18 protein-coding genes are annotated in these 25695 nt (G+C 66.3%); 13 read left to right on the top strand and 5 right to left on the bottom strand.

Features of this window, described 5'->3' with window-relative positions; all coding sequences use genetic code 11:
- Positions 1-67 precede the first annotated feature (67 nt).
- The 7 genes from QRM89_RS04565 to zipA all read left to right on the top strand — a co-directional run bounded on the left by QRM89_RS04565 (position 68) and on the right by zipA (position 8007).
- A complete protein-coding gene (locus QRM89_RS04565) occupies positions 68-406 on the top strand; it encodes an iron-sulfur cluster assembly accessory protein (protein ID WP_014507399.1) in 339 nt (112 codons plus the stop codon).
- Between the two features lie 351 nt (positions 407-757).
- Positions 758-1192: a 30S ribosomal protein S6 gene (gene rpsF / locus QRM89_RS04560; RefSeq protein ID WP_011036747.1), complete on the top strand. Its 435-nt coding sequence runs from the start codon at positions 758-760 to the stop codon at positions 1190-1192.
- Positions 1193-1203: 11 nt separating this feature from the next.
- Positions 1204-1434 carry a 30S ribosomal protein S18 gene (gene rpsR, locus QRM89_RS04555; RefSeq protein WP_005991243.1) on the top strand — a complete coding sequence of 77 codons (231 nt, stop codon included), beginning with the start codon at positions 1204-1206 and terminating at the stop codon, positions 1432-1434.
- 327 nt (positions 1435-1761) lie between these two features.
- The gene (rplI, locus tag QRM89_RS04550; RefSeq protein WP_005991240.1) at positions 1762-2211 is read left to right on the top strand and encodes a 50S ribosomal protein L9; all 450 of its coding nucleotides are present in this window, start codon (positions 1762-1764) and stop codon (positions 2209-2211) included.
- Positions 2212-2580: 369 nt separating this feature from the next.
- Positions 2581-3534 (top strand): alpha/beta hydrolase-fold protein, encoded by a 954-nt coding sequence (locus QRM89_RS04545; protein WP_285447392.1) that lies wholly within the window; start codon positions 2581-2583, stop codon positions 3532-3534.
- Between the two features lie 178 nt (positions 3535-3712).
- The gene (smc, locus tag QRM89_RS04540) at positions 3713-7216 is read left to right on the top strand and encodes a chromosome segregation protein SMC (protein WP_285447391.1); all 3504 of its coding nucleotides are present in this window, start codon (positions 3713-3715) and stop codon (positions 7214-7216) included.
- A 56-nt stretch (positions 7217-7272) separates the two neighbouring features.
- Positions 7273-8007 (top strand): cell division protein ZipA, encoded by a 735-nt coding sequence (zipA, locus tag QRM89_RS04535; protein ID WP_285447390.1) that lies wholly within the window; start codon positions 7273-7275, stop codon positions 8005-8007.
- A 180-nt stretch (positions 8008-8187) separates the two neighbouring features.
- Here zipA and QRM89_RS04530 read toward each other — a convergent pair whose 3' ends face one another.
- Positions 8188-9312 carry a pyridoxal phosphate-dependent aminotransferase gene (locus QRM89_RS04530; protein ID WP_285447389.1) on the bottom strand — a complete coding sequence of 375 codons (1125 nt, stop codon included), beginning with the start codon at positions 9310-9312 and terminating at the stop codon, positions 8188-8190.
- Positions 9313-9499: 187 nt separating this feature from the next.
- Here QRM89_RS04530 and ligA point away from each other — a divergent pair, with 187 nt between their 5' ends.
- The 6 genes from ligA (at position 9500) to QRM89_RS04500 (ending at position 20455) form a co-directional block, all read left to right on the top strand.
- Positions 9500-12001 carry an NAD-dependent DNA ligase LigA gene (gene ligA, locus QRM89_RS04525; protein WP_285447388.1) on the top strand — a complete coding sequence of 834 codons (2502 nt, stop codon included), beginning with the start codon at positions 9500-9502 and terminating at the stop codon, positions 11999-12001.
- Positions 11998-12972 (top strand): EF-P lysine aminoacylase EpmA, encoded by a 975-nt coding sequence (gene epmA, locus QRM89_RS04520; RefSeq protein ID WP_285447387.1) that lies wholly within the window; start codon positions 11998-12000, stop codon positions 12970-12972. Before ligA ends, epmA begins: the two co-directional genes overlap by 4 nt.
- A gap of 111 nt (positions 12973-13083) precedes the next feature.
- Positions 13084-13770: a DUF3011 domain-containing protein gene (locus QRM89_RS04515; RefSeq protein ID WP_012438660.1), complete on the top strand. Its 687-nt coding sequence runs from the start codon at positions 13084-13086 to the stop codon at positions 13768-13770.
- 47 nt (positions 13771-13817) lie between these two features.
- The gene (gene mtnA / locus QRM89_RS04510) at positions 13818-14882 is read left to right on the top strand and encodes an S-methyl-5-thioribose-1-phosphate isomerase (protein WP_119959855.1); all 1065 of its coding nucleotides are present in this window, start codon (positions 13818-13820) and stop codon (positions 14880-14882) included.
- A 209-nt stretch (positions 14883-15091) separates the two neighbouring features.
- The gene (gene gyrA / locus QRM89_RS04505; RefSeq protein WP_285447386.1) at positions 15092-17791 is read left to right on the top strand and encodes a DNA gyrase subunit A; all 2700 of its coding nucleotides are present in this window, start codon (positions 15092-15094) and stop codon (positions 17789-17791) included.
- 192 nt (positions 17792-17983) lie between these two features.
- Entirely contained in the window at positions 17984-20455 is a 2472-nt protein-coding gene (locus QRM89_RS04500) for a glucose/quinate/shikimate family membrane-bound PQQ-dependent dehydrogenase (protein ID WP_285447385.1), read from the top strand.
- A gap of 218 nt (positions 20456-20673) precedes the next feature.
- On the opposite strand, the gene QRM89_RS04495 is transcribed toward QRM89_RS04500, so the two are convergent.
- The 4 genes from QRM89_RS04495 to hutH form a co-directional block, all read right to left on the bottom strand.
- Positions 20674-21411, bottom strand: a complete 738-nt coding sequence (locus tag QRM89_RS04495) for a hypothetical protein (RefSeq protein ID WP_285447384.1) — start codon at positions 21409-21411, stop codon at positions 20674-20676.
- A 173-nt stretch (positions 21412-21584) separates the two neighbouring features.
- The gene (gene hutU, locus QRM89_RS04490; RefSeq protein WP_285447383.1) at positions 21585-23252 is read right to left on the bottom strand and encodes a urocanate hydratase; all 1668 of its coding nucleotides are present in this window, start codon (positions 23250-23252) and stop codon (positions 21585-21587) included.
- Between the two features lie 15 nt (positions 23253-23267).
- Entirely contained in the window at positions 23268-24110 is an 843-nt protein-coding gene (gene hutG / locus QRM89_RS04485) for an N-formylglutamate deformylase (RefSeq protein ID WP_285447382.1), read from the bottom strand.
- A 34-nt stretch (positions 24111-24144) separates the two neighbouring features.
- On the bottom strand, positions 24145-25686 hold the full coding sequence (gene hutH, locus QRM89_RS04480) for a histidine ammonia-lyase (RefSeq protein WP_285447381.1): 1542 nt from the start codon (positions 25684-25686) through the stop codon (positions 24145-24147).
- Positions 25687-25695: the final 9 nt, after the last annotated feature.

Genomic DNA, 25695 nt, shown 5'->3' with positions numbered 1-25695 from the left:
ATCTGGCCTGCATGCCGATCGCGCCGGTCGGCCTCTATACTTGCCGCTATTGTGTTGGAGTGCCCGTATGACCATCAGCCTCACCCCCGCCGCGCTGGAGCGCGTGCAGCGTTTCGTGCAGCAGACCCCGGGTGCGCTGGGGCTGCGCTTTGGCGTGACCAAGACCGGCTGCTCCGGCTGGGGCCACATCACCGACCTGGCGCGCGAAAAGCGTGACGACGACGCGGTATTCGAGCAGGGCGGGGTCAGCATCTTTGTCGACCCGACCAGCCTGCCGCTGGTGGATGGCACCTGCATCGACTTCGGCAAGCACGGCCTGAGCGAGACCTTCACCTTCAGCAACCCCAATGCCACGGCCGAGTGCGGCTGCGGCGAGAGCTTCACTACCGAAGCCGAGCACCGCTGAGCTAGAGAGTGAGCCACACAGCGTCGGAGTGTTTTTCCTTCTCCCATCGGGAGAAGGTGCCCCAAAGGGGCGGATGAGGGTACGGGCGAAGCTCGCGTGGCTGAACGATACGAGTGGCTTTGCCCCGTACCCTCACCCCAACCCCTCTCCCGGCGGGAGAGGGGCTTAAGCGGTCGCCGCACTCGTTAGCTTGGCTGTTGGGATGGCCCGGTTGCGGCTAAGCGCTTGGACTGCCATACTTTCCGGCTTCCTGCCCGTTTGGGCGGGAAACCCTTGCTCCACCGGCCGCCTTGTGCGGGTTCCCCGGGGAGCTGTCCGGCCCACGTGGCCACATCCGAAAGGTAAAACAACATGAGTCGTCATTACGAAGTCGTGTTCCTGGTCCATCCGGACCAGAGCGAGCAGGTCCCGGCCATGATCGAGCGCTACAAGTCGCTGATCGAGGGCGGTAACGGCACCATCCACCGTCTGGAAGACTGGGGCCGTCGTCAGCTGGCCTACCCGATCCAGAACCTGGTGAAGGCGCACTACGTGCTGCTCAACATCGAAGTCGACCAGGCCGTGCTGAGCGAGCTGGTGGAAAGCTTCCGCTTCAACGATGCGGTGCTGCGTCACCTGGTGATCAAGCGCGATGGCCCGGATACCGAGCAGTCGCTGATCATGAAGAGCAAGGACGAGAAGGGCGACAAGCCCGAGCGTAGCGAGCGTCGTCGTCGTGACGACGAGGAAGGCGATGCTGCACCTGCCGCCACCGATACCGACGGCGACAACGCCGAAGCCGCTTAAGGAGCGCTGTCATGTCCAAGTTCTTCCGTCGTCGCAAGTTCTGCAAGTTCACCGCCGAGGGCGTCAAAGAGATCGATTACAAGGATCTCAACACCCTGCGTCAGTACCTCACCGAGAACGGCAAGATCGTGCCGAGCCGCGTGACCGGTACCAAGTCCAAGTACCAGCGTCAGCTGGCAACGGCCGTCAAGCGCTCGCGTTTCCTGGCGCTGATCCCGTACACGGATAATCACGACGTCTAAAGTAGTGCTGCGTAGGAGCCCGCCACTGGCGCGGCTCCTTTCGCAAGGCCCACACGGTTTTTCTGTGTGAGTCGCTCACATGAGCCTGCACGGTCTGATGTGAGCCCCTCACGAAAAGCCCGCACGGTCTGATGTGAGTCCTTCACAAAAGCCCGCACATCCATGTGCGGGTTGATAAATTGATAGAAGCCGGTAGTTCGAGTGTGCGGTGTTGGTCGGGGTTCTTACGATTCCCGATTCCCCAATCCCGATTCCCGGCTTCTCCTATTCGGACAGCACCCGTTGCGGCGGCCACAGGCCGGCGCTAACGAATAACGGAGCACCACCATGGATCTGATTCTTCTGCAGAAAGTGACCAACCTGGGCAACCTGGGCGACAAGGTCAGCGTCAAGCCGGGCTACGGCCGTAACTTCCTCGTGCCGCAGGGCAAGGCCGTACCGGCCACCGCTGCGAACGTCGAAGCGTTCGAAACCAAGCGCGCCGAGTACGAAGCCAAGGCCAACACCATCCTGGCCGATGCACAGAGCCGCGCCACCAAGTTCGAAGGCGCCAGCGTCACCATCGGCGCGCACGCGTCGACGGAAGGCAAGCTGTACGGTTCGGTCGGCCCGCGCGACATCGCCGAGGCATTCACCGCCGCCGGCCTGCCGCTGGAAAAGAGCGAAGTGATCCTGGGCGAAGGCGCATTCCGCAATGTCGGCGAGTACGACGTTGTGCTGCACCTGCACGCCGATGTGGAAACCACCGTCAAGGTCATCGTCGAATCCGACGCCTGATTGCGATACGTGTCTGCATCAAGAAGGGCGCCTCACGGCGCCCTTTTTTTATGGGCGGAAAATAGGCAGCGCAAGGCGGTGACGGGCGCTGGTTGCATCAACGGTGCGATCAGGCTTGTCTGCTGACGCGTTGAACAGGCCAGGTGCAGGCGGACCTGTCTGATTCGCGGCCAAACCGGCGTGACGCTTGACCTTGCCGCGTTGCGTGTTGCATCAACGGTGCGATCAGGCTTGTCTGCTGACGCGTCGAACAGACCAGGCGCAGGCGAGCTGTCTGATTCGCGACCAAACCGGTGCGACGCCTGTGCTTGCCGCGTGGCGTGCTGCGTTGCAGGCTCGGCGTTCCTTGCATGATTCGAGGCGCAGTGCATGCGGTCGCATCGATACGCTGTCTCCGGAACGCGGCCGCACGGTGGTCGGCCGTCGGCACGGCTTGGCCGCTCGGTTCTCGATGCGCGCTCGCCGTTCTACCGGTTCGAAACTTTCGAGGTCGGTGACGGTCACGGCGGCCGCTGGCGCATGCGCATCGGAATTCCGCGGACCCGGCCACCGCGGCGCGGATTCCCTGCGTTGTGGATGCTGGACGGTAACCGGGCGCTGGCGCAGTTCGATCACGCATGGCTGCAGGGCCTGGCCGCTGCGCCGACCCCGCGGGTGCTGGTGTTCGTCGCACCCGACAACGACCTGCTGGTGGATCTGCCCAGGCGTGCCCATGACTACACATTCCAACCAGCGGACCATTCGTTCCTGGCCCCGCCCACGGCGCCGCCCGGGCCGGTGGGCGGCGGCGCCAACGCGCTGTTGGAAGTGTTGACGGGGCAGGCCATGCCCGCGCTGGCGCGGCGTGTGCCGCTGGATCGTGAGCGGCAGGCGCTCTGGGGGCATTCGTTGGCCGGGCTGCTCGTGCTGCACGCGCTCTATTCCGGGCGTGGGCCGTTCACCGAATACGCGGCCGCGAGCCCATCGCTGTGGTGGTCACAGGGAGCGTTGCTGGGCGATCCGGAGCAACGTTTCAGCCGTGAGGGGCCGGCGCGCGCCATGCGCCTGTGGCTGTTTCTCGGCGGTGCCGAACGGGCAGGGCACATCGATCCGCATGCCCGGCAGGATCCACACCGTGCCGCGTTGTTGGAGGCCATTGCCGGCGCGCCCGCAGATGCCGCTGCACGCTTGGCCGAGCGCCTGGCAACGGTGCCGCGGTTGGCGGTGCGCTACCAGGAATTTCTCGCATTGCAGCATGCGGCAGTGTTCCGCGCCGCACTGCGGGCCGCGCTGCAACACCTTGCGGGCCTGCCGGTGCGTGGCCGCCGGCCGCGCCGGTCCTGAACCGCGCCGGCCGCCATGGCCTGCGCGGCGGCCATGCCGGCCGTGCCTGCCCGGCTATACTCGCCATCAATCGTTCGCTTCGTGTACTGCCGCCGGCGCCTTGCCAGCCAGGGGCGAAGCCCTCGCAAACCCGTCCCGACGGCGCCTGTTGCGCCGTTGACCGAGATCCCTAGCGTCCATGCGTCTTTCCACGATCAAACTGTCCGGTTTCAAGTCGTTCGTCGACCCGACCACGTTGCACCTGCCCACCAACATGACCGGCATCGTCGGCCCCAATGGCTGCGGCAAGTCCAACATCATCGATGCGGTGCGCTGGGTGATGGGCGAAAGCTCGGCCAGCCGCCTGCGCGGCGACTCGCTGACCGACGTGATCTTTTCCGGCTCTTCGGCGCGCAAGCCGGTGTCGCAGGCGACGGTGGAGCTGATCTTCGACAATTCCGATCACACCATCTCCGGCGAGTTCGCCTCGTTCAACGAGATCTCGGTCAAGCGCCTGGTCAGCCGCGACGGCACCAGCGCGTATTACCTCAACGGCACCAAGTGCCGGCGCCGCGACATCACTGACCTGTTCCTGGGCACCGGCCTGGGGCCGCGCAGCTACTCGATCATCGAGCAGGGCATGATCAGCCAGATCATCGAGGCGCGCCCGGAAGATCTGCGCGTCTACCTGGAAGAAGCCGCCGGCATTTCCAAGTACAAGGAACGCCGCAAGGAAACCGAAACGCGCATCCGCCATACGCGCGAAAACCTCGATCGCCTGGGTGACCTGCGCGAGGAGATCACCAAGCAGCTGGCGCATCTGCAGCGCCAGGCGCGGCAGGCCGAGCAGTACCAGGCGTTGCAGGAAGAACGCCGCATCAAGGATGCGGAGTGGAAAGCCTTGGAGTACCGCGGCCTGGATGGCCAGCTGCAAGGCCTGCGCGAAAAGTTGAATCAGGAAGAAACCCGCCTGCAGCAGCTGATCGCCGAGCAGCGCGATGCCGAAGCGCGCATCGAAACCGGCCGTGTGCGCCGCGAAGAGGCCGCCGAAGCGGTGGCCAAGGCGCAGGCCGATGTCTACCAGGTCGGTGGCGCACTGGCGCGTATCGAGCAGCAGATCCAGCACCAGCGCGAACTCTCGCACCGCCTGCACAAGGCGCGCGACGAAGCGCAGAGCCAGCTGCAGGAGCTCACCCAGCACATCAGCGGCGACTCCGCCAAGCTGGCGGTGTTGCGCGAGGCGGTGGCCGATGCCGAACCGCAGCTGGAGCAATTGCGCGAAGATCACGAATTCCGCCAGGACGCACTGCGCGAGGCCGAAGCCCGCCTGGCCGACTGGCAGCAGCGCTGGGAAACCCATAACCGCGACACCGGCGAAGCCTCGCGCGCCGGCGAAGTGGAGCGCACCCGCGTCGATTATCTGGACCGGCAATCGCTGGAAGCCGACCGCCGCCGCGAGGCGCTGGTCAACGAACGCGCCGGGCTGGATCTGGACGCGTTGGCCGAAGCGTTCGAGCAGATCGAATTGCGGCATGAAACGCAAAAGGCCTCGCTGGACGGACTGACCGAGCAGGTCGAAGCGCGCAAGCACGCGCTGGGTGGCTTGCAGGAACAGCAACGCGCCAGCCAGGGCGAACTGGCCGAAGTCCGCAAGCAGGCGCAGGCCGCACGCGGCCGGCTGTCGTCATTGGAAACGCTGCAGCAGGCAGCGCTGGGTCAGGAGCAGGGCGCCGCCGTGGCCTGGCTCAAGGCGCGCGGGCTGGATTCGGCCGCGCGCGTGGGCGAGCGCATCAGCGTGGAAAGCGGCTGGGAAAACGCGGTGGAAGGCGCGTTGGGTCAGTTGATCGAAGGCGTGCTGGTGGAGGCGCCGGAGCAATTGGTCGATGCGCTGGGCGAGTTGGGCGACGGGCGCATCGCGCTGGTGTCGTCGGCCACCGACAACGTGCAGTTCGCGCCGACCTCGCTTGCCGCCAAGGTGCAGGGGCCGACTGCGATCCGCCGCTTGCTGGCGCGCCTGCATGCCGCCGAAGACCTGGATGCCGCGCGCAGCCTGCAGCGCAACCTGCCGGACGGCGATTCGGTGATCACCCGCAGCGGCGAGCGGCTGGGCGAGGGCTGGGTGCGCGTGTCGCGCTCCGGCGCGGCCAAGCAGGGCGCGTTGCTGCGCGAGCGCGAGATCCAGGAGCTGCGCTCGCAGATCGACACGCTGCAGGAGCGCGAGGGCGACCTGGAAGAACAACTGGCCAGCTTCCGCGAGCAACTGCTGGCCGCCGAACAACAGCGCGAAGACGCGCAGCGCCAGCTGTACATGGCGCACCGCAGCGCGTCCGAACTGGCCGGCCAGCTGCAGAGCCAGCAGGGCAAGGTGGACGCGGCACGTGGGCGCATCGAGCGGATCGAGGCCGAGCTGGGGCAGTTGCTGGAAACCCTGGACACCAGCCGCGAGCAGGCCCGCGAAGCGCGCGCCAAGCTCGAGGACGCGGTGGTGCGCATGGGCGACCTGCAAGGCACCCGCGAAGCACTGGAAAGCGAACGCCGCCAGCTCACCGATGCACGCGACCAGGCGCGTGATGCCGCGCGTGGCGTACGCGATGCGATGCATGCCTTGGCACTCACGCTGGAATCCCAGCGCACCCAGATCACCTCGCTGAGCCAGACCCTGGAGCGCATGGACAGCCAGCGTGGCCAGCTCGACACGCGTCTGGAAGATCTGGTGGCGCAGTTGAGCGAAGGCGATTCGCCGGTCGAAACGCTTGAACACGAACATCAGGCCGCCTTGAGCGAGCGCGTGCGCACCGAGCGCGTGCTCGGCGAGGCGCGCACCATGCTGGACAGCATCGACGGCGAACTGCGCAGCTTCGAACAGACCCGCCAGCAGCGCGACGAGCAGGCCCTGGCGCAACGCGAGCGCATCTCCCAGCGCAAGCTCGACCAGCAGGCGCTGGTGCTCAACGCCGAACAACTCGCTGCCGCGGTGGTCAAGGCCGGCTTCATGCTCGAAGACGTGGTCAATGGGTTGGACGAGGCCGCCAACCCGGCCGAGTGGGAAGCGGCGGTGGGGCAGATCGATGCCCGCATGCGCCGGCTGGAGCCGGTCAACCTGGCCGCGATCCAGGAATACGGCGAAGCCGCGCAGCGTTCCGAGTATCTGGACGCGCAGAACGTGGACCTGACGACGGCGCTGGAAACGCTCGAAGAAGCGATCCGCAAGATCGACCGCGAAACCCGTGGCCGCTTCAAGGACACTTTCGACCGCGTCAACTCGGGTGTGCAGGCCTTGTATCCGCGCCTGTTCGGCGGCGGCCACGCGTATCTGGAGCTCACCGGCGAAGATCTGCTCGACACCGGCGTGACCATCATGGCGCGCCCGCCGGGCAAGCGCGTGTCGAGCATTTCGCTGCTGTCCGGTGGCGAAAAGGCGATGACCGCGGTGGCGCTGGTGTTTGCGATCTTCCAGCTCAACCCGGCGCCGTTCTGCCTGCTTGATGAGGTGGACGCACCGCTGGACGAGGCCAACGTCGGCCGCCTGGCCAACATGGTCAAGGAGATGAGCGAGAAGGTGCAGTTCCTGTTCGTCAGCCACAACAAGGCGACCATGGAAGCGGCGCGCCAGCTCTCCGGCGTGACCATGCGCGAACCCGGCGTCAGCCGCCTGGTGAGCGTGGACCTGGAAGAGGCCGCACGTTTGGCGGGCGCGGCATGACGTGCCATGCTTGCTGGAATGATTACACCTGTCACTCTTGCGCGGAGGCACGCTGAATGTCCGACATGGCCATGATCCGGATCGGGATCCTGATCGCTGGACTGCTGCTGGTCGCGGCCATTTTCCTGTTTGGCCGCCCGAAGAAATCGCCGCAGGGGCGACGGGTGGACAAGGACGACACCCAGCCGCGCGAACGCCGCGAGCCGGTCATTTCCAGCGGCGTGGACGCGGACGGAACGCCCTTCGAGCGCAGCGACACCAGCGCCGAGCAGAGCGAACTGGAACTCGATGACCAGGACGGCGCTGGCGGCAACGATGTCGGCAAGCGTCCGAATCAGGATTTCGACAAGATCGTGTCGCTGTTCGTGGCGGCCAAGGCCGGCCAGGTGCTGCGTGGCGAAGACGTGGTGGTTGCCGCCGAAAAGACCGGCCTGGTGTTTGGCCACATGAATGTCTTTCACCGCTTGGTGGAAGGGCATCCCGAGCGCGGCCCGATCTTCAGCATGGCCAGCATTCTCAAGCCGGGCAGCTTCGACATGGCCAACATTCGCGAGATGCAGACGCCGGCGATCGCCTTCTTCCTGACCTTGCCGGCACCGATGACCGCGCTCGATGCCTGGGAAAAGATGTTGCCCACCGTGCAACGCATGGCCGAACTGCTCGACGGCGTGGTGCTGGACGACAGCCGCAACGCGCTGGGCCGCCAGCGCGTTGCGCATATCCGCGACGAACTGCGTGCTTACGACCGCCAGCATCAGGCCCCGCCGCTGACCAAGTCGCCGCGCTGGTGATTCCCCTCTCCCGCAGGAGAGGGAATCAAAGCCCCTCTCCTGCGGGAGAGGGATTGGGGTGAGGGTACGGGGCGAAGCCCCGGCGCGGCTGGGCGGCACGAGGCTTCGCTCACACCCTCATCCGCCCCTTCGGGCACCTTCTCCCGAGGGGAGAAGGGATTGCCACTCAGTGCTTAGTGCTCAACGCTTCGCTTTAGCAAACGCCTCGCGAAAACGCACCATCTCTGCCTCGCTGCCTACGGTGACACGCACCCGCTTGGGCCAGATCGGCCAGCTGCGGCCGACGATGACGCCCTGCTTCTGCATCGAGTCGGCGAACACCTTGCCGTCGCGCTTGACGTCGACCATGAAGCAATTGGCCTGCGATGGCAGGCAGGTGTATCCCTTGGATTTCAGCCAGGCGATGGTGTCGTCGCGGACGCGGGCGTTGTCGGCGCGGCGGCTGGGCACCAGCATCGGATCGCGCAGGCTGGCGATGCCTGCGGCCATCGCCGGGACGGGCAGGGGGTTGCCACCCAGGCTGGCCAGCTTGGTCAGCAGGCCCGGGGGCGCCAGCGCAGCACCGAGCCGCATGCCGGCCATGCCGTAGAGCTTGGAGAACGTGCGCAACACGATCAGGTCCTGGCGCTGGCGCACCAGATCGGCCACCGATGGCTCGGTGCTGTAGTGGATGTAGGCTTCGTCCACCACCAGCACGGCGCTGGCAGGTTTGTTGGCGAGCAGCCATTCGATCTCCGCGCGCGGGGTGATCGAGCCGGTCGGGTTGTTGGGGTTGCACAGATAGATCAGCCCGGCGCTCGGGTCGGCCTTGGCCATGGCCTTGACGTCGTGCGCGCCGTCGGCACGCAGCGGCACCTTGCGGACCGGCACGCCTTGCGCCGCTGCGAGGTCGGCCAGCGCTTCGAAGGTTGGGTCGGCCATGACCAGGCCGGCGCGCGGTGACGTGAACAAGGTGCCGGCGCGATTGAGCGGGTCGCTGGAGCCGGGAAAGAACGCAAGGTGGTCGTGCGGCAGCTGCAGTTCGCCGGCCATCAGGTTGCGCAGGTCCTGTTCCATTTCGAACAGATAGCGGCCCGAGCGTGCCAGCGAGCGGCTCGCCGCATCCAGTGCAGCCGGCGACAGCCCGGTGGGATGCTCGTTGAAGTTGAGGTACACCGTGCCGGCCGCAAGCGCCACGCTCGGCGCCGCGGGTGCGGCGGCGCGCTTGCGGGCCGCCTCTGCCGCAGGCGTCAGCCCCAGGGCGGACACCGCCAGGCCGGACGTGGCAAGGCTGAGGAAGGAACGGCGCGAGACGGGCAACGACACGGGTGAGCTCCGGAGGGGTTGGGCGAAGAGGGCGCAACGCTAGCGGTTTTGCGACCGTCTGCCTATCGGGAATCACGCTGCCGCGTCCGCTTCCGACGGACGGTGCTCCGCAGCGCTCTGCCTGCACCACGTCCGGCACCGGCGGCGGCCGTTAGAATGGGCGGCCCAGCATCCTTTCTGCGATCGCATGACTGCCAGCCCGGATCCCGCACAGCGCATCGATGCCCTGCGTCAGCGCATCGAAGACGCCAATTACCGCTACCACGTGCTCGACGAGCCGCAGATCGCCGATGTCGAGTACGACCGGCTGCTGCGCGAGCTGGAGACACTGGAAGCGGCGCATCCGGAACTCGCCACTGCCGATTCGCCGACCCAGCGCGTGGGCTATCTGGCCGCTTCGCGGTTTGCCGAAGTACGGCATGCGTTGCCAATGTTATCGCTGGGCAATGCCTTCAGCGACGAGGAAGTGGCCGAGTTCGTGCGCCGCATCAGCGAACGGCTGGAGCGCAAGCAGCCGGTGTTTTGCGCCGAACCCAAGCTCGACGGCCTGGCGATCAGCCTGCGCTACGAACAGGGCGAATTCGTGCAGGGCGCCACCCGCGGCGATGGCGCCACCGGCGAGGATGTGAGCGCCAATCTGCGCACCGTCAAGGCCATTCCGCTGCGCTTGCGTGGCACGGGCTGGCCCGAGGTGCTGGAGGTGCGTGGCGAGGTTTACATGCCGCGTGCCGCGTTCGAGGCCTACAACGCGCAGATGCGCCTGCAGGGCGGCAAGGTGCTGGCTAATCCGCGCAATGGTGCGGCCGGTTCGTTGCGACAGCTCGATGCCCGCATCACCGCGCAACGGCCGTTGAGTTTTTTTGCCTACGGCGTGGGCGAGGTGGCGGAAGGTGCGTTGCCGCCGACCCACTCGGCGATGTTGGCGCAGCTGCGCGAATGGGGCTTCCCGGTCAGCCAGTTGGTGGAGGTGGTGCAGGGCAGCGAGGGTTTGCTGACCTACTACCGGCGCATCGGTGAAGCACGCGACGGCCTGCCATTCGATATCGATGGCGTGGTGTACAAGCTGGACGATCTAGCTGGCCAGCGCGAGATGGGCTTTGTCTCGCGCGCACCGCGCTGGGCGCTGGCGCACAAGTTCCCGGCCCAGGAGCAATCCACCACGGTGGAGGCGATCGAAATCCAGATCGGCCGCACCGGTGCGGCAACACCGGTGGCGCGCTTGAAGCCGGTGCACGTGGCCGGCGTGGTGGTGACCAACGCGACCTTGCACAACGCCGACCAGATCGCGCGCCTGGATGTGCGCGTGGGTGACACGGTGATCGTGCGACGCGCTGGTGATGTGATTCCGGAGGTGGCCGGTGTGGTCGCCGAGCAGCGCCCTGCCGGCACCCAGGCCTGGCAGATGCCGACCCAATGCCCGGTATGCGGCTCGGAGATCGTGCGCGAAGAAGGCCAGGCGGTGTGGCGCTGTTCGGGCGAGCTCACGTGCCCGGCGCAGCGCAAGGAAGCCTTTCGCCATTTTGTGTCGCGCCGCGCGATGGACGTGGACGGGCTGGGCGAAAAATTCATTGAAGTATTGGTCGACAGTGGCGTGGTGCAGGGTGTGGCCGACCTGTATCTGCTCAACGTCGACCAGCTGCTGCAGCTGCGTTTGATCAGCACCGCCGACAGCCCGCATGCGTTCTTGCGTGAAGCACGCGAGCACCTGGCTGCCGGTGCGTATGCGCAGGTCGAGCAAACCTTGGTCGGCATCGGTGTGGATCTTGACGGCGTGCAGCCGGCGCCGCAGACCTGGCAGGCCGATCTGTTGCGCGCGGGCTTGCCGGCGTTCGACTGGAACCGCAGGAAAATCGCCACCAAGTGGGCCGAAAACCTGATCGAGGCGATCGAGACCTCGCGCGACACCACGCTGGAGCGCTTCCTGTTTGCGCTGGGCATCGAGCATGTGGGCGAGAGCACCGCCAAGGCGTTGTCGGCGTGGTTTGGCGAGCTGGAGGTGATCCGTCATCTGCCCTGGCCGCTGTTCAAGCGCGTGCCGGACATCGGCGGTGAAGTCGCGCGCTCGCTCGGGCATTTCTTCGATCAGGCCGGCAACCAGCAGGCGATCGATGACCTGCTGCAGCGTGGTGTGCGCATCGGCGATGCGCATCCGCCTTCGCCCAAGCTGCGCGGCGCGCTGAGTTTTGCGGTGCTGCTCGAAGACCTGGATATTCCCAAGGTCACCCCGGTGCGTGCGCAGCAACTAGCCGCCGCGACGTCCTCGTTCGATGCGTTGATCGCCTCCGAGGCCGACCCGCTGCTGCAAGCCGGTGTGCCGGCGCCGGTGATCGCCTCGCTACAGCAGTGGTTGGCTCGCCCGGAAAACGCGGCACTGGCAACGGCCGCGCAACGCGCCATGGACGCGTTGCTGGCGCAATTGCCGCAGGCCGATGTGGTGCAGGCCGGGCCGCTGGACGGGCAGACCGTGGTCATCACCGGCACGCTGGCCGCGCTGACGCGCGATGCCGCCAAGCAGCGCCTGGAATCGCTGGGCGCCAAGGTGGCCGGTAGCGTCTCCAAAAAAACCGCGTTCCTGGTGGCGGGCGAAGAAGCCGGCTCCAAGCTGGACAAGGCGCAGAGCCTGGGCGTGGAGATCTGGGACGAAGCGCGGCTGCTGGCGTTCCTGAGTGAGCACGGTCAAGCGGTATGAGCACGCTGTCCGACGAACTGCCGGTGGACCTGGAGGCGTTGCGCCTGCGCGCGCGCCTGAATGCCCTGATTCGCGGCTTTTTCGCCGAGCGCGCCGTGCTGGAAGTGGAAACCCCGGTGCTCTCGGTGGCAGGCAATACCGAGCCGAACATCGAGAGTTTCAGCACCCGCTTCAGTGGCCATGTCGATGCGGGTGCGCCCACGCGCTGGCTTCGGACCTCGCCTGAGTACCCACTCAAGCGGTTGCTCGCCGCCGGCGTCGGCGATTGCTATGAGCTGGGGCGCGTGTTTCGCAACGGCGAAGCCGGTGGCCGCCACAATCCCGAGTTCAGCATGCTCGAGTGGTACCGGGTGGGCTGGGATCATCGCGCGCTGGCGAATGAAACCATCGCGCTGATCGAACGGGCCTTGGCGCTGGTCGGGCGCAGCGCGTCGGTCAACGTGCTCACGTATCGCGAACTGTTTTTGCACCACCTGGGAATCGACCCCTTGCTGGCGCCACTGGACGTATTACGCGCGCCACTGGCCGATGTGGCGATCGCTGCCGACGGGCTGACCCGCGACGATTGGCTGGATCTGCTGATGACCCACCACATCCAGCCAGGCTTTGCGCGCGACACGCTGACCGTGGTGCACGACTGGCCGGCCAGCCAATGCGCGCTGGCACGTATTCGCAACGACACCCCGCCGGTAGCCGAACGCTTCGAGCTGTACCTGGGCGCGTATGAAGTGGCCAATGGCTATCACGAACTGAACGACGCGCACGAGCAACGCATGCGCTTCGAACGCGACAACCAACGGCGTGCGGCGCGTGGCCTGCCACTGTTGCCGTTGGATGAGCGCCTGCTGCAGGCATTGCCGCAGCTGCCCGACTGCGCGGGCGTGGCGGTCGGCGTGGACCGCCTGTTGATGGCCATGCGCGGCACCACGCAGATTGCCGATGTGCTGGCATTTGCGTTCGCGCACGCCTGAGCCGCCACCGCACTGTCATCGGCGTCGTATTGCTTTCTTCACATCGATGGTGCTCTCATCGTCACGTCCACGGGGGCGCGGCGTTGATCGTTTCGGGTGAGGATTCTCAGCATGAAGTGGCTGATCGGCTTATGCGGTTTGTGGGGCTTGCCGCTGCTGATGCTGGCCGATGTGCAGGCGGCGGAGCGTGGCTCCGGCGTGGTGCGTTGCGAATCCAAGGACATGGCGCGCGTGCATTGCGACATGGACACCGAACACGGCGTGCAACTGGTGCGCCAACTGTCCGAGACCAGCTGCATTCGCGGCAGCGAGTGGGATATCGAACGCGATGGCGTGTGGGTGGAGCAGGGCTGCCGTGCGGAATTCGCCTCGGCCCGCGTGCTGACCGCCCCGCAGATGCGCCGTGTGGTGCGCTGTGATTCCAATGGCAGCAAGGTGGCGTGCCCGGTGATCCTGCGCGGCGCGCCGGTGCGCCTGTTGCGGCAACGCTCGGTGTGGCCGTGCAAGGAAGGCCGCAGCTGGGGCACCCGCCGCAATGAAATTTGGGTCTCGCGTGGGTGCGATGGCGAATTCGAAGTGGGCGCCGAGGATGGCTCCGGCTTCGTCGACATGCCGCGCACCCTCACCTGTGAATCCAAGAGCCGCTCGCGCCGCATGTGCGGGGTGTCGGTGGAGCGCAGCGTGCGCCTGCGCAAGCAGATCTCCGGCTCGCCGTGCGTGGAAGGGCAGACCTGGGGCTGGAGCCGCGATGGCGTGTGGGTCAACGACGGCTGCCGGGCCGAGTTCATCGTCGACTGACGGGCCCGTCCACTGACTGCCCGGCGCACGCGCCTTACAATGGCGGCATGAACGACAGCGCCCATATCGATTACGCCCGCTACGACCACATCCGTCCGCTGCTGTGGACCGGTGATGCCCTGGAATTGCTCGACCAGCGCAAGCTGCCCTTCGTGGTGGAGCACGTGCGTTGCGACAGCAGCGATGCGGTGGCCGAGGCCATCCATTCGCTGGCCGTGCGCGGCGCGCCTGCGATCGGCATTGCGGCCGGCTGGGGCGTGGTGCTGGCAGCGCGCGAGATCGCCGCCGACAGCGGCAGCGAGGCACTGCAGAAGCTGGAACCGGCGCTGTTGCGGCTCAATGCCGCGCGCCCGACCGCGGTCAACCTGGCCTGGGCGCTGATGCGCATGCGGCGCGTGCTTGCCGCCGCAGGGCCGGACTGGCGCGATGTGCTGGCCCGCGAGGCGCAGGCCATCGCCGACGAGGACCTGGCCGCCAACCGCCATATGGGCGCGCTCGGCGCCGCCCTGATCGCTCCCGGCAGCGGTGTGCTGACCCACTGCAACACCGGCTCGCTGGCCACCGCTGGCTTCGGCACCGCGCTGGGCGTGATCCGTGCCGGCATGGCGCAGCAGCGCATCAGCAAGGTCTTTGCCGGCGAGACCCGGCCCTGGCTGCAGGGTGCGCGCCTGACGGTGTGGGAGCTGCAGCAGGATGGCATCGACGCCACCCTGATCGCCGATTCGGCCGCCTCGCACCTGATGAAATCGGGCCTGGTGCAATGGGTGATCGTCGGCGCCGACCGCATCTGCGCCAATGGCGACACTGCCAACAAGATCGGCACCTACCAGCTGGCGATCGCCGCCCGCCACCACGGCGTCAAGTTCATGGTGGTGGCGCCGTCGTCCACGGTGGACATGGCCACCGCCGATGGCGATCAGATCGAGATCGAACAGCGCGATCCGGGCGAATTGTTCGGCGTGGGCGGCGTACGCACCGTGGCCGACGGCATCCATGCCTGGAATCCGGTGTTCGATGTCACCCCGGGCCATTTGATCGATGCCATCGTCACCGAACGTGGCGTCATCGCGCAGCCGCACCTGGCGCGTATGCAGGCTGCCTTCGGTAACTGAGCCTGCACACGGGCGCGGGGCCGGCAAGTGCCCCGCAAAGTCCTGCAAGTGCTTGTTTCTGGCTGGTAAACCGGCGGCATTGGGTTGCCCCTTCATGCTACAATCCGGCGCTTGAATCGATCGGCGGGAGCGTGGGGTCGGCAGCCTGTCTCTGAGGCGCCCCCGACGCGGCTTTCCGGCTCGCCCGCCACCTCACTTACGGAACCCGAATGGCAGAAACCGCCAAGGAAATCATCCAGGTCAACCTGGAAGACGAGATGCGCAAGAGCTACCTCGATTACGCGATGAGCGTGATCGTGGGGCGCGCACTCCCCGATGCGCGCGACGGCCTCAAACCCGTGCATCGCCGTGTGCTGTTCGCGATGAACGAGTTGGGCGCGCACAGCAACAAGGCCTACTTCAAGTCGGCGCGTATCGTCGGCGACGTCATCGGTAAGTACCACCCGCACGGCGACCAGTCGGTCTACGACACGCTGGTGCGCATGGCGCAGCCGTTCTCGCTGCGCTACATGATGGTGGACGGCCAGGGTAACTTCGGTTCGGTCGACGGCGACTCCGCCGCGGCGATGCGTTACACCGAGTCGCGCATGTCGCGGCTGGCGCATGAGCTGATGGCCGACATCGAGAAGGAAACCGTCGATTTCCAGCCCAATTACGATGAAAAGGAACTCGAGCCGACGGTCATGCCGACCCGGTTCCCGAGCCTGCTCGTCAACGGGTCGGCCGGTATCGCGGTGGGTATGGCCACCAATATCCCGCCGCACAATCTGACCGAAGCGATCAACGCGTGCATCGCGCTGATCGACACGCCGGAGCTGGATATCGAAGGGCTGATGGAGTACATCCCGGGCCCGGATTTCCCCACTGCCGGCATCATCAACGGCACCGCCGGCATTGCCGCCGGCTACCGCACCGGCCGTGGCCGGGTGCGCATCCGTGCCAAGGCCGACGTGGAAGTGGCCGACAACGGCCGCGAAGCGATCGTGGTCACCGAGATTCCGTACCAGGTCAACAAGGCGCGGCTGATCGAAAAGATCGCCGAGCTGGTGAAGGAAAAGAAGCTCGAAGGCATCAGCGAGCTGCGCGATGAGTCCGACAAGGACGGCATGCGCATCTACATCGAAATCAAGCGCGGCGAGTCGGCCGAGGTTGTGCTCAACAACCTGTACCAACAGACCCAGATGGAGTCGGTGTTCGGCATCAACATGGTTGCGCTGGTCGATGGCCGCCCGCAGTTGATGAACCTCAAGCAGATGCTGGAGGCGTTCATCCGCCACCGGCGCGAGGTGGTCACCCGTCGCACCATCTTCGAACTGCGCAAGGCACGCGCACGTGCGCATGTGCTGGAAGGTCTGACCGTCGCGTTGGCCAACATCGACGAGATGATTGAGCTGATCAAGACCTCGGCCAATCCGCAGGAAGCGCGCGAGCGCATGCTGGCCAAGACCTGGGAACCGGGCCTGGTGGGCGCGCTGCTCGGCGCTGCCGGTGCCGAGGCGTCCAAGCCGGAAGATCTGGCGCCGGGCGTGGGCCTGTCCAACGGCTTCTACCAGCTCAGCGAAGTGCAGGCCTCGCAGATTCTGGAAATGCGTCTGCATCGCCTGACCGGGTTGGAGCAGGAAAAGCTCACCGACGAATACAAGCAGTTGCTCGAAGTCATCCAGGGCCTGATCCGTATCTTGGAAAACCCCGACGTGCTGTTGCAGGTGATCCGCGACGAGCTGATCAACATCCGCGAAGAGTATGGCGATGCGCGCCGCACCGAAATCCGTCACAGCGAAGAAGACCTGGACATCCTGGATCTGATCGCGCCGGAAGACGTGGTGGTGACGCTGTCGCACGCGGGCTATGCCAAGCGCCAGCCGGTGAGCGCGTATCGCGCGCAGCGCCGCGGTGGCCGTGGTCGTTCGGCGGCGTCGACCAAGGAAGAAGATTTCATCGATCAGCTGTGGCTGGTCAACACGCACGACACGCTGTTGACCTTCACCAGCAGCGGCAAGGTGTTCTGGCTGCCGGTGCATCAGTTGCCGGAGGCCGGCTCCAATGCACGCGGTCGTCCGATCATCAACTGGATTCCGCTGGAATCGGGCGAGCGTGTGCAGGCGGTGTTGCCGGTGCGCGAATACGCCGACAACCGTTACGTGTTCTTCGCCACCCGCAACGGCACGGTCAAGAAGACCCCGCTGAGCGAGTTCGCGTTCCGTCTGGCGCGCGGCAAGATCGCCATCAATCTCGATGAAGGCGATGCGCTGGTGGGTGTGGCGCTGACCGATGGCGACCGCGATGTGCTGCTGTTTGCCTCCAACGGCAAAACCGTGCGCTTTGGCGAGTCGACCGTGCGCTCGATGGGCCGTACCGCCACCGGCGTGCGCGGTATCCGTCTGGCCAAGGGCGAGGAGGTAGTCAGCCTGATCGTTTCCGAGCGTGCCGGCGGGGTGGAAGACGAGGTCGAGGACGAGAGTGCCGAGGAGGTCGTGGAGACCACCGACGGCGCCGAGCCGGCAGTGATCGATGTCGCCGACAACGGCGATGTGGCCTACATCCTGACTGCCACCGAGAACGGGTATGGCAAGCGCACGCCGCTGGCCGAATACCCGCGCAAGGGACGCGGCACGCAAGGCGTGATCGGTATCCAGACCACCGAGCGCAACGGCAAGTTGGTGCGTGCGGTGCTGCTGGGTTCCACCGATGAAGTGCTGCTGATTTCCGATGGTGGCACCTTGGTGCGCACGCGTGGTTCGGAGATTTCGCGCGTGGGCCGCAACACCCAGGGCGTGACGCTGATTCGGCTGTCCAAGGGCGAGAAACTGCAGGCCGTCGAACGCCTGGATGCCTCGCTGGAAGAGCCCGAGGATGTGGCGGACGAGGCGGTTGCAATCACCAGCGATGCGCCGCCTGCCGAGGGCTGATCGCGCGGTGTGATGTGCACAGTCATGAAAAACGCCGGCGCATTGCCGGCGTTTTTTTTTGCGGTATTTGGCTGTAACGCATTGTTGACAGAACATGTCAGCAAAGAACGCAGGTCTTTCACAAAAACGGGTCGAAGGTAGTTCGCGGTGCGGCAACGTTGCGTTGGCCGCAGATGCAAAGAGGAACTACTGATGTCGACATTGCTTCGTCCCTCCCGTCGCGGCCATTGGGCCCTGGCGATTTTGGGAGGCGTGATTGTGCTGCTGGGGCTGGTGCTGCTGGCAGGTGGTGCGTGGCTCGCCGCGCTGGGCGGATCCTGGTATTACGCACCGGCAGGCCTGGCGATGCTGATCGCTGGCGTGTTGCTGTTCCGCGGCCGCAATGCCGGCGCGTGGTGGTTTGCCGCCGTCGTGGTCGCCACGCTGCTGTGGACGTGGTGGGAATCGGGCAGTGATTACTGGCGCTGGGTGCCGCGGCTCGGATTGATCGTGGGCCTGGCGTTTGTGCTGGCGCTGCTGTTGCCCAAGCTCGAGCGCCCGGTGTCGCGCGCCGTCTCGCGCAGCGTGGCTGGCGGACTGGCGGTGGTGTTTGTGGTGGCCTTTGCGTTGGCCTTCGTGCCGTTCGGAATCACCGAGGCCGAGGGTGCATTGACGCAGGTGGCAGGCATCGCCGCAGGTGTGGTCAATCGCCCCGCCGATGGCGCGCAGCCGGCACAGCCCGCCAATGCGCCGGCCGATGACGACTGGGCCGCATATGGACGCAGCCAGGCTGGGCAGCGCTATTCGCCGTTGACGCAGATCAATCGCGACAATGTCAGCCAGCTGCAGCAGGCGTGGGTGTTCCATACCGGCGATGTGCCGACCAAGCGCTGGGGCGCCGAAACCACACCGTTGAAGGTTGGCGACAGCCTGTATCTGTGTAGCGCGCGCAATCAGGTGATCGCGCTGGACGCCTCCACCGGCAAGCAGCGCTGGCGCTACGACCCCAAGGTCAAGGACGAGGCCATTCCATACACCGCGGCCTGCCGCGGGGTGTCGTATTACGAAGTGTCAACGTCGGCGCCGGTCGCGAATCACGCAGCCGCGGCGCAGGCGGCGACAGCGCCTGCGCTGTGCCGTACGCGCGTGATCGAAGGCACGCTGGATGGGCGCCTGATCGCATTGGATGCGCGCACCGGGACGCCATGCGCGGACTTCGGCACGAACGGCCAGGTCGACATCACCGTCGGCATGGGCGAGACGCCACCGGGCTACATCTCGATCAACTCGCCGCCGGCCATCGTGCGCGGCGTGGTGGTCACCGGGCATCAGGTCCTTGACGGGCAGAAGCGTTACGAGCCCTCGGGCGTGATCCAGGGCTTTGACGCGGTCACCGGACAGTTGCGCTGGGCCTGGGACATGACCCACCCCGAATGGAATGGTGCACCGCCGCCGGGCCAGACCTGGACGCGCGGCACGCCCAACATGTGGACCACCGCAGCGGCCGATGAGCAGCTGGGTTACGTGTATCTGCCGATGGGCAATTCCACCGCGGACTACTGGAGCAGCTCGCGCACGCCGCCGGAAAACCGCTACGCCACCTCGCTGGTGGCGCTGGACGTGACCACCGGCAAGCCGGTGTGGAATTTCCAGACCACGCATATCGACGCATGGGATTACGACCTCGGCTCGCAGCCGAGCCTGATCGATTTCCCCAAGGATGGCGTCAACGTGCCGGCCGTGTTGCTGCCGAGCAAGCAGGGCGAGTTGTACGTGCTGGACCGCCGCACCGGCGAGCCGCTGGTTGGCGTGGAAGAGCGCGCCGTGCCCGGCGGTGGTGTTGAGCCGCAAATGCGCTCCAAGACCCAGCCGTTCTCGCTGTATCACACGCTGCGCAAGCCGGATCTGACCGAGCGCGACATGTGGGGCATGACCCCGATCGATCAGCTGGTGTGCCGTATCCAGTTCCGCAAGGCCAGCTACAAGGGCATCTACACGCCGCCCGAAGCCGACCGGCATTCCATCGAATATCCCGGCTATAACGGCGGCTCGGACTGGGGCAGCGTGGCGGTGGATCCGCACCGTGGCGTGATCGTGGCCAACTACAACGACATGCCCAACTACAACATCCTGGTGCCGCGCGCCAAGGCGGACAAGCTGGGCTGGGCTCCGCGCGATCAGGTGCGTGGCGATGCCGGTGGTGCCGAAGGCGCCGGCGACCCGCAGGCCGGCACGCCCTACGCGGTAAACGTCAATGCCGGCTGGCGTTTGCCGTTCACCAAGCTGCTATGCAAGCAGCCCCCCTATGGCGGCATTCGCGCCATCGATCTGAAGAGCGGCAAGACGCTGTGGGATCGTCCCTTCGGTAGTGCGCGCGGCAACGGGCCGTTCGGGATTCGCTCGGGCCTGCCGATCGAAATCGGCACGCCGAACAACGGTGGCTCGGTGGTCACCGCGGGCGGTCTGATCTTCATTGCCGCCGCAACCGATGACCTGATCCGTGCGATCGACCTGGCCACCGGCAAGGAGCTGTGGCACGCCAAGCTGCCGGCCGGTGGCCAGGCCAATCCGATGGTCTACGCCTACGGCGGCCGCGAGTATCTGGTGATCATGGCGGCCGGTCACCACTTCATGGAAACCCCGGCAGGCGATGCCCTGGTGGCCTACGCGTTGCCGCAGCGGTAAGCGGCAACGCGGTTGGTTGGATCTGTAAATCAGAAACGCGCCGCTTGCGGCGCGTTTCTTTAGCGCGCATCCCTCGCAACCCGTCCAGACGCGCAGCTCGGACAATCAGCCCGAGCGCTCAATTCAAGGCGCGATACGAAGGACCTGCGCGGATGCGTTGTAAGAAAGCAAACGTCCCAGATTCCGCGCTGCACGCCTCAGGCACTCAACCCAGGCACTCAGTTCACAGCACTTGCAAGACTGTCTTGCTCTTCCTTCACGGCATCCTGCACGTCCTGCGCCAGTGTGGCCTTGACGATGATCGAGCGGATGGCGTCGGTGGCCTCTGACAGCGGTATGTCGCTGCTCAGGCGTTGGAAGGTATCGCGGCTGTTATAGCCGGAACCATCCTTGAGGTAGTGCTCGTACATCGACAGCAGATCCTGGCACGCCGTGATCAGCGCAGCCGCGTTGCCACGCAGCAGCGCATGGCCGATCTGGTCGAAGCTGTGCAGGCAATCGGCCAGCCAATGCAGGTCGTAGCGTGCAGTGCTGGGTTCGGGCGCGTTGTGGCCGCGGCTGTAAGCGCTGTAACGGCGCAGGCTGCGTGCCACGCGCGCGACATGCGCAAACAACGTGCCGATTTCCGCAGCGATATCCAGGCGCTGCACCATCACCATCGGAATCACCTGGTCGGGCGTGTCTGAAGACTGCTGCACCGAGGCATTCTGTTCCTGCTGATCGAGCGATTGCTTCAACACCGTGTAGCTGCGTTGCAGGGACTCCAGCTCCAGCGTGGTCGACGCCGCACGTGCTTTCAGCTGCGACAGCGCCGCCTGATAGCGCGCAAGACTGTCCTGGGTGCTGGCGTGCTGCCCGTACTCGGCAGTGAGCTGGCGCCCACGCACGAACGCCAACCCCGTGGCGATGAGCGCCCAGAGTGCGAAGGCAGGCACCAGGTAGATCAGGATGCCCATGGAGGCTCCTCGGAACGATGCATATCTTGTCGGCCAGGAATCGGCAGACTTGAGCGCTTTCGCTTGAAGATGCTCGATGTGCAGTGCCGCGGCCTTTGCGGCAACCGCCAACTAGGGGCTTGCGCGTGGCTTCGCCCCACTGACAGCGCGTGGCGCTGTCAGTGGGGCCAGGCTCAGCTCAGGATGCCCGGCAAATCCAGGCCTTGGTCCTTCGCGCACTCCACGGCGATGGCGTATCCCGCATCGGCATGCCGCATCACGCCGGTGGCCGGGTCGTTCCAGAGCACGTGTTCGATCCGCTTGTCTGCTGCTTCGCTGCCGTCGCAGACGATGACCATGCCGGCGTGCTGCGAAAAGCCCATGCCGACGCCGCCGCCGTGATGCAGCGAAACCCAGGTGGCGCCGCTGGCGGTGTTGAGCAGGGCGTTGAGCAGGGGCCAGTCGGAGACCGCATCGGAGCCATCGGCCATCGCTTCGGTTTCGCGATTGGGCGAGGCGACGCTGCCGGAGTCCAGATGATCGCGGCCGATCACCACCGGTGCCTTCAGCTCGCCGCTGCGCACCATCGCGTTGAAGGCCAGGCCGAGCCGATGGCGGTCGCCCAGGCCGACCCAGCAGATCCGCGCGGGCAGGCCCTGGAAGGCGATCTTTTCAGCGGCCATGTCCAGCCAGCGGTGCAGGTGCGCATCGTCGGGGATGAGTTCCTTGACCTTTGCATCGGTCTTGGCGATGTCTTCCGGGTCGCCGGATAACGCCACCCAGCGGAACGGCCCGATGCCGCGACAAAACAACGGCCGGATATATGCGGGCACGAAGCCGGGGAAGTCGAAGGCGTTGTCGATGCCTTCTTCCAGCGCCATCTGCCGCAGGTTGTTGCCGTAATCCACGGTGGGCACGCCGAGCGCATGGAAGGTGAGCATGGCGCGGATGTGGTTGGCCATCGAGTCGCGCGCGGCGGCTTCCACGTCCTTCGGCGCGCTGACGCGCTGTTCGTCCCACTGCTCGACCGTCCAGCCCTGCGGCAGGTAGCCGTTGACCGGGTCGTGCGCGGAGGTCTGGTCGGTCAGCAGGTCCGGCTTGATGCCGCGCAGCAGCAGTTCGTCCAGCACGTCGGCGACATTGCCGAGCAGGCCGACCGACAGTGGCCTCTTCGCGGTGCACGATTCCTCGATCAGACGCAGCGCCTCGTCCAGCGAGTCGGTCCAGGTGTCCAGGTAGCCGGTGCGCAGGCGCATGTCGATGCTGGAGCGGCGGCATTCCACCGCCAGGCAGGAGGCGCCGGCCATCAACGCGGCCAGCGGCTGCGCGCCACCCATGCCACCGAGCCCGCCGGTAAACAGCCACTTGCCGGCCAGGCTGCCGCCGTAATGCTGGCGGCCCATCTCCACGAAGGTTTCGTAGGTGCCTTGCACGATGCCTTGCGCGCCGATGTAGATCCAGCTGCCCGCAGTCATCTGGCCGTACATGGCCAGGCCTTTTTTATCCAGTTCGTTGAAGTGGTCCCAGGTGGCCCAGCGCGGTACCAGGTTGGAATTCGCGATCAACACGCGCGGTGCGTCGGCGTGGGTGCGGAACACACCGACCGGCTTGCCCGACTGCACCAACAGGGTCTGGTCATCGTCCAGGCGGGTGAGTGCGGCGGCGATCGCATCGAAGGATTCCCAATCGCGCGCGGCGCGGCCGATGCCGCCGTACACCACCAGTTCCTCCGGACGCTCGGCCACGTCCGGGTCCAGATTGTTCATCAGCATGCGCAGCGGCGCTTCGGTGAGCCAGCTCTTGGCGGTGAGCGTGCTGCCGGTGGCGGCGCGAATGACGCGGGTGGAGTCGTGACGGGTCATGCCAAGGTCCTTCAATCAACGGTGAGCGGCGGGCGTGGCGCCCGCGGCGAAATCCAGGCAGGCGCGCAACACATGCCGCAAGACGGCGCGCAGTGCGGCTGCGTGTAGCGGTTGCCACGGCGTTGGCCAGGTGTCCGGTGTGATCTGTTCCGGTTCCTGCATGTAGCCGCGGCAGGCCAGTTCCATCTGCAGCGCGTGCACGCCCTGATCCGGCCGCGCGTAGTGGCGGGTGATCCAGCCACCCTTGAAACGGCCGTTGCGCACGGTGCTGGAGCCGCTGCTGCGGCACAGCTGTTCCACCGCATCGGCCAGTGCCGGATCGCAACTGGCATCGTCGTTGCTGCCGATGTTGAACTGCGGCAATTCGCCGGCGAACAGGTGCGGGATGTGCGAGCGGATCGAATGCGCGTCATAGACCACGATGCGCGGATGCAGTGCGCGCAGACGTGCAATTTCATCGGCCAGCGCAGCGTGATACGGGTCGAACCATTGCGTGCGCCGCAATGCGATCTGTGCCGGATCCGGCGCCTGCCCATCGCGGTACAGCGGCTGATTGTCGAAGGTGGTCAACGGGCACAGGCCCGTGGTGTGCTGGCCGGGATACAGCGAGGCACCACTCGGGTCGCGATTGACGTCGATGACCGAACGCGAAATCGCCGTGCGCACGGTGGTAGCGCCCAGGCTCTGCGCAAAGTCGTAGAGCTGATCCACCCACCAATCGGTATCGCGGCAGGCCAGCCATGGCGAGACGAAGTGGTTGGCCACGCTCTCCGGCAGGTCGGTGCCGGTGTGCGGGAAGCTGATCAGCAGCGGTGCGTCGCCGCGCTGCACGTGCAGCCAGTCGGGCAGGGCGCTCATGCGCGCGCTCCGCGATGCGAGGCGGTGGGCCGGCTCATGCGCTCAGCTCCACGCCAGGCAGTGCGATGCCTACCGCAGTGGCGAGGGCGCCCGAGCGCACCAGCGCGCTGGCGGCCAGCATGTCCGGATGGAAGTAACGGTCGTCCTGCAGCGTGGGCACCGGCGCACGCAGCAGTGCGCGCGCGGCTTCCAGTGCGGCGCTGGAGCGCAGCGGCGCGTGGAAATCGCAGCCCTGCACGGCGGCCAGCAGTTCGATGCCGATGACGTGCGCGGCGTTGTCGGCCATCGCCAGCAGGCGGCGTGCGCCATGCGCTGCCATCGACACGTGGTCTTCCTGGTTGGCCGAGGTCGGAATCGAATCGACGCTGGCCGGGTAGGCGCGTTGCTTGTTTTCCGAGACCAGCGCGGCGGCGGTCACCTGCGGAATCATGAAGCCCGAGTTCAAGCCGGGGCGTGGGGTGAGGAACGCCGGCAGGCCCGAGAGCGCCGGGTCGACCAGCATCGCGGTGCGGCGCTCGCTGATCGAGCCGATTTCGCACACCGCCAGTGCCAGCATGTCGGCCGCAAAGGCCACCGGCTCGGCGTGGAAGTTGCCGCCCGACAACGCCTCGCCGGTATCGCTGAAGACCAGCGGGTTGTCGGACACGCCATTGGCTTCGATTTCCAGCGTGCGCGCGGCCTGGCGCATCACATCCAGTGCTGCGCCCATCACTTGTGGCTGGCAGCGCAGGCAGTACGGATCCTGCACGCGCACATCGCCCAGCCGATGCGATTCGCGGATGGCCGATTCCGCCATTAGCGCACGCAAGGCGGCAGCAGTCGCGATCTGCCCGGGTTGCCCGCGCAAGGCATGGATGCGCGCATCGAAGGGCGTGTCCGAGCCCTTGGCCGCTTCCACCGACAGCGCGCCGGTGACCAGCGCGGCCTGCAGCACGGTTTCGATCTCGAACAAGCCGGCCAGCGCGCAGGCGGTGGAGAACTGGGTGCCGTTGAGCAGCGCCAGGCCCTCTTTGGCACCGAGCACGCGTGGCTGCAGCTGCGCCTGGGCCAGCGCGTCCGCCGCCGGCAGGCGCTGATCGCCGACAAACGCCTCGCCTACGCCGATCATCACCGCGGCCAGGTGCGACAGCGGCGCCAGGTCGCCCGACGCACCCACCGAGCCCTGGCACGGCACCACCGGGGTGATGCCCTGACGCAGCATTGCCTCCAGCAGCGCCAGGGTATCGGGCTGAATTCCCGAGGCGCCCTGCGCCAGGCTGGTGAGCTTGAGCGCCATCATCAGCCGCACCACCGGAACCGGGGTGGGGTCGCCGACGCCGGCCGCGTGCGAGAGCACGATATTGCGTTGCAGGGTCTGCAGATCGTCGCGTTCGATCCGCACGCTGGCCAGCTTGCCGAAGCCGGTGTTGACCCCGTACACCGGCTCGCCCCGCGCCACGATCGCCTCCACCGTCTGCGCGCTACGCAACACCGCCTGCGCGCAGGCAGGGTCCAGGGTGACTTCGGCACCGCGATACAGCGCACGCCACTGCGCCAGGGTGACCTGGCCGGGCTGCAACACAACAGACGCACTCATGACGACTCC

This window comes from Xanthomonas sp. LMC-A-07, assembly GCF_030208825.1.
Taxonomy (GTDB): domain Bacteria; phylum Pseudomonadota; class Gammaproteobacteria; order Xanthomonadales; family Xanthomonadaceae; genus Xanthomonas; species Xanthomonas campestris.
The sequence above is the reverse complement of the archived record's forward strand: the minus strand, read 5'-3'. Positions and strand labels throughout refer to the sequence as shown.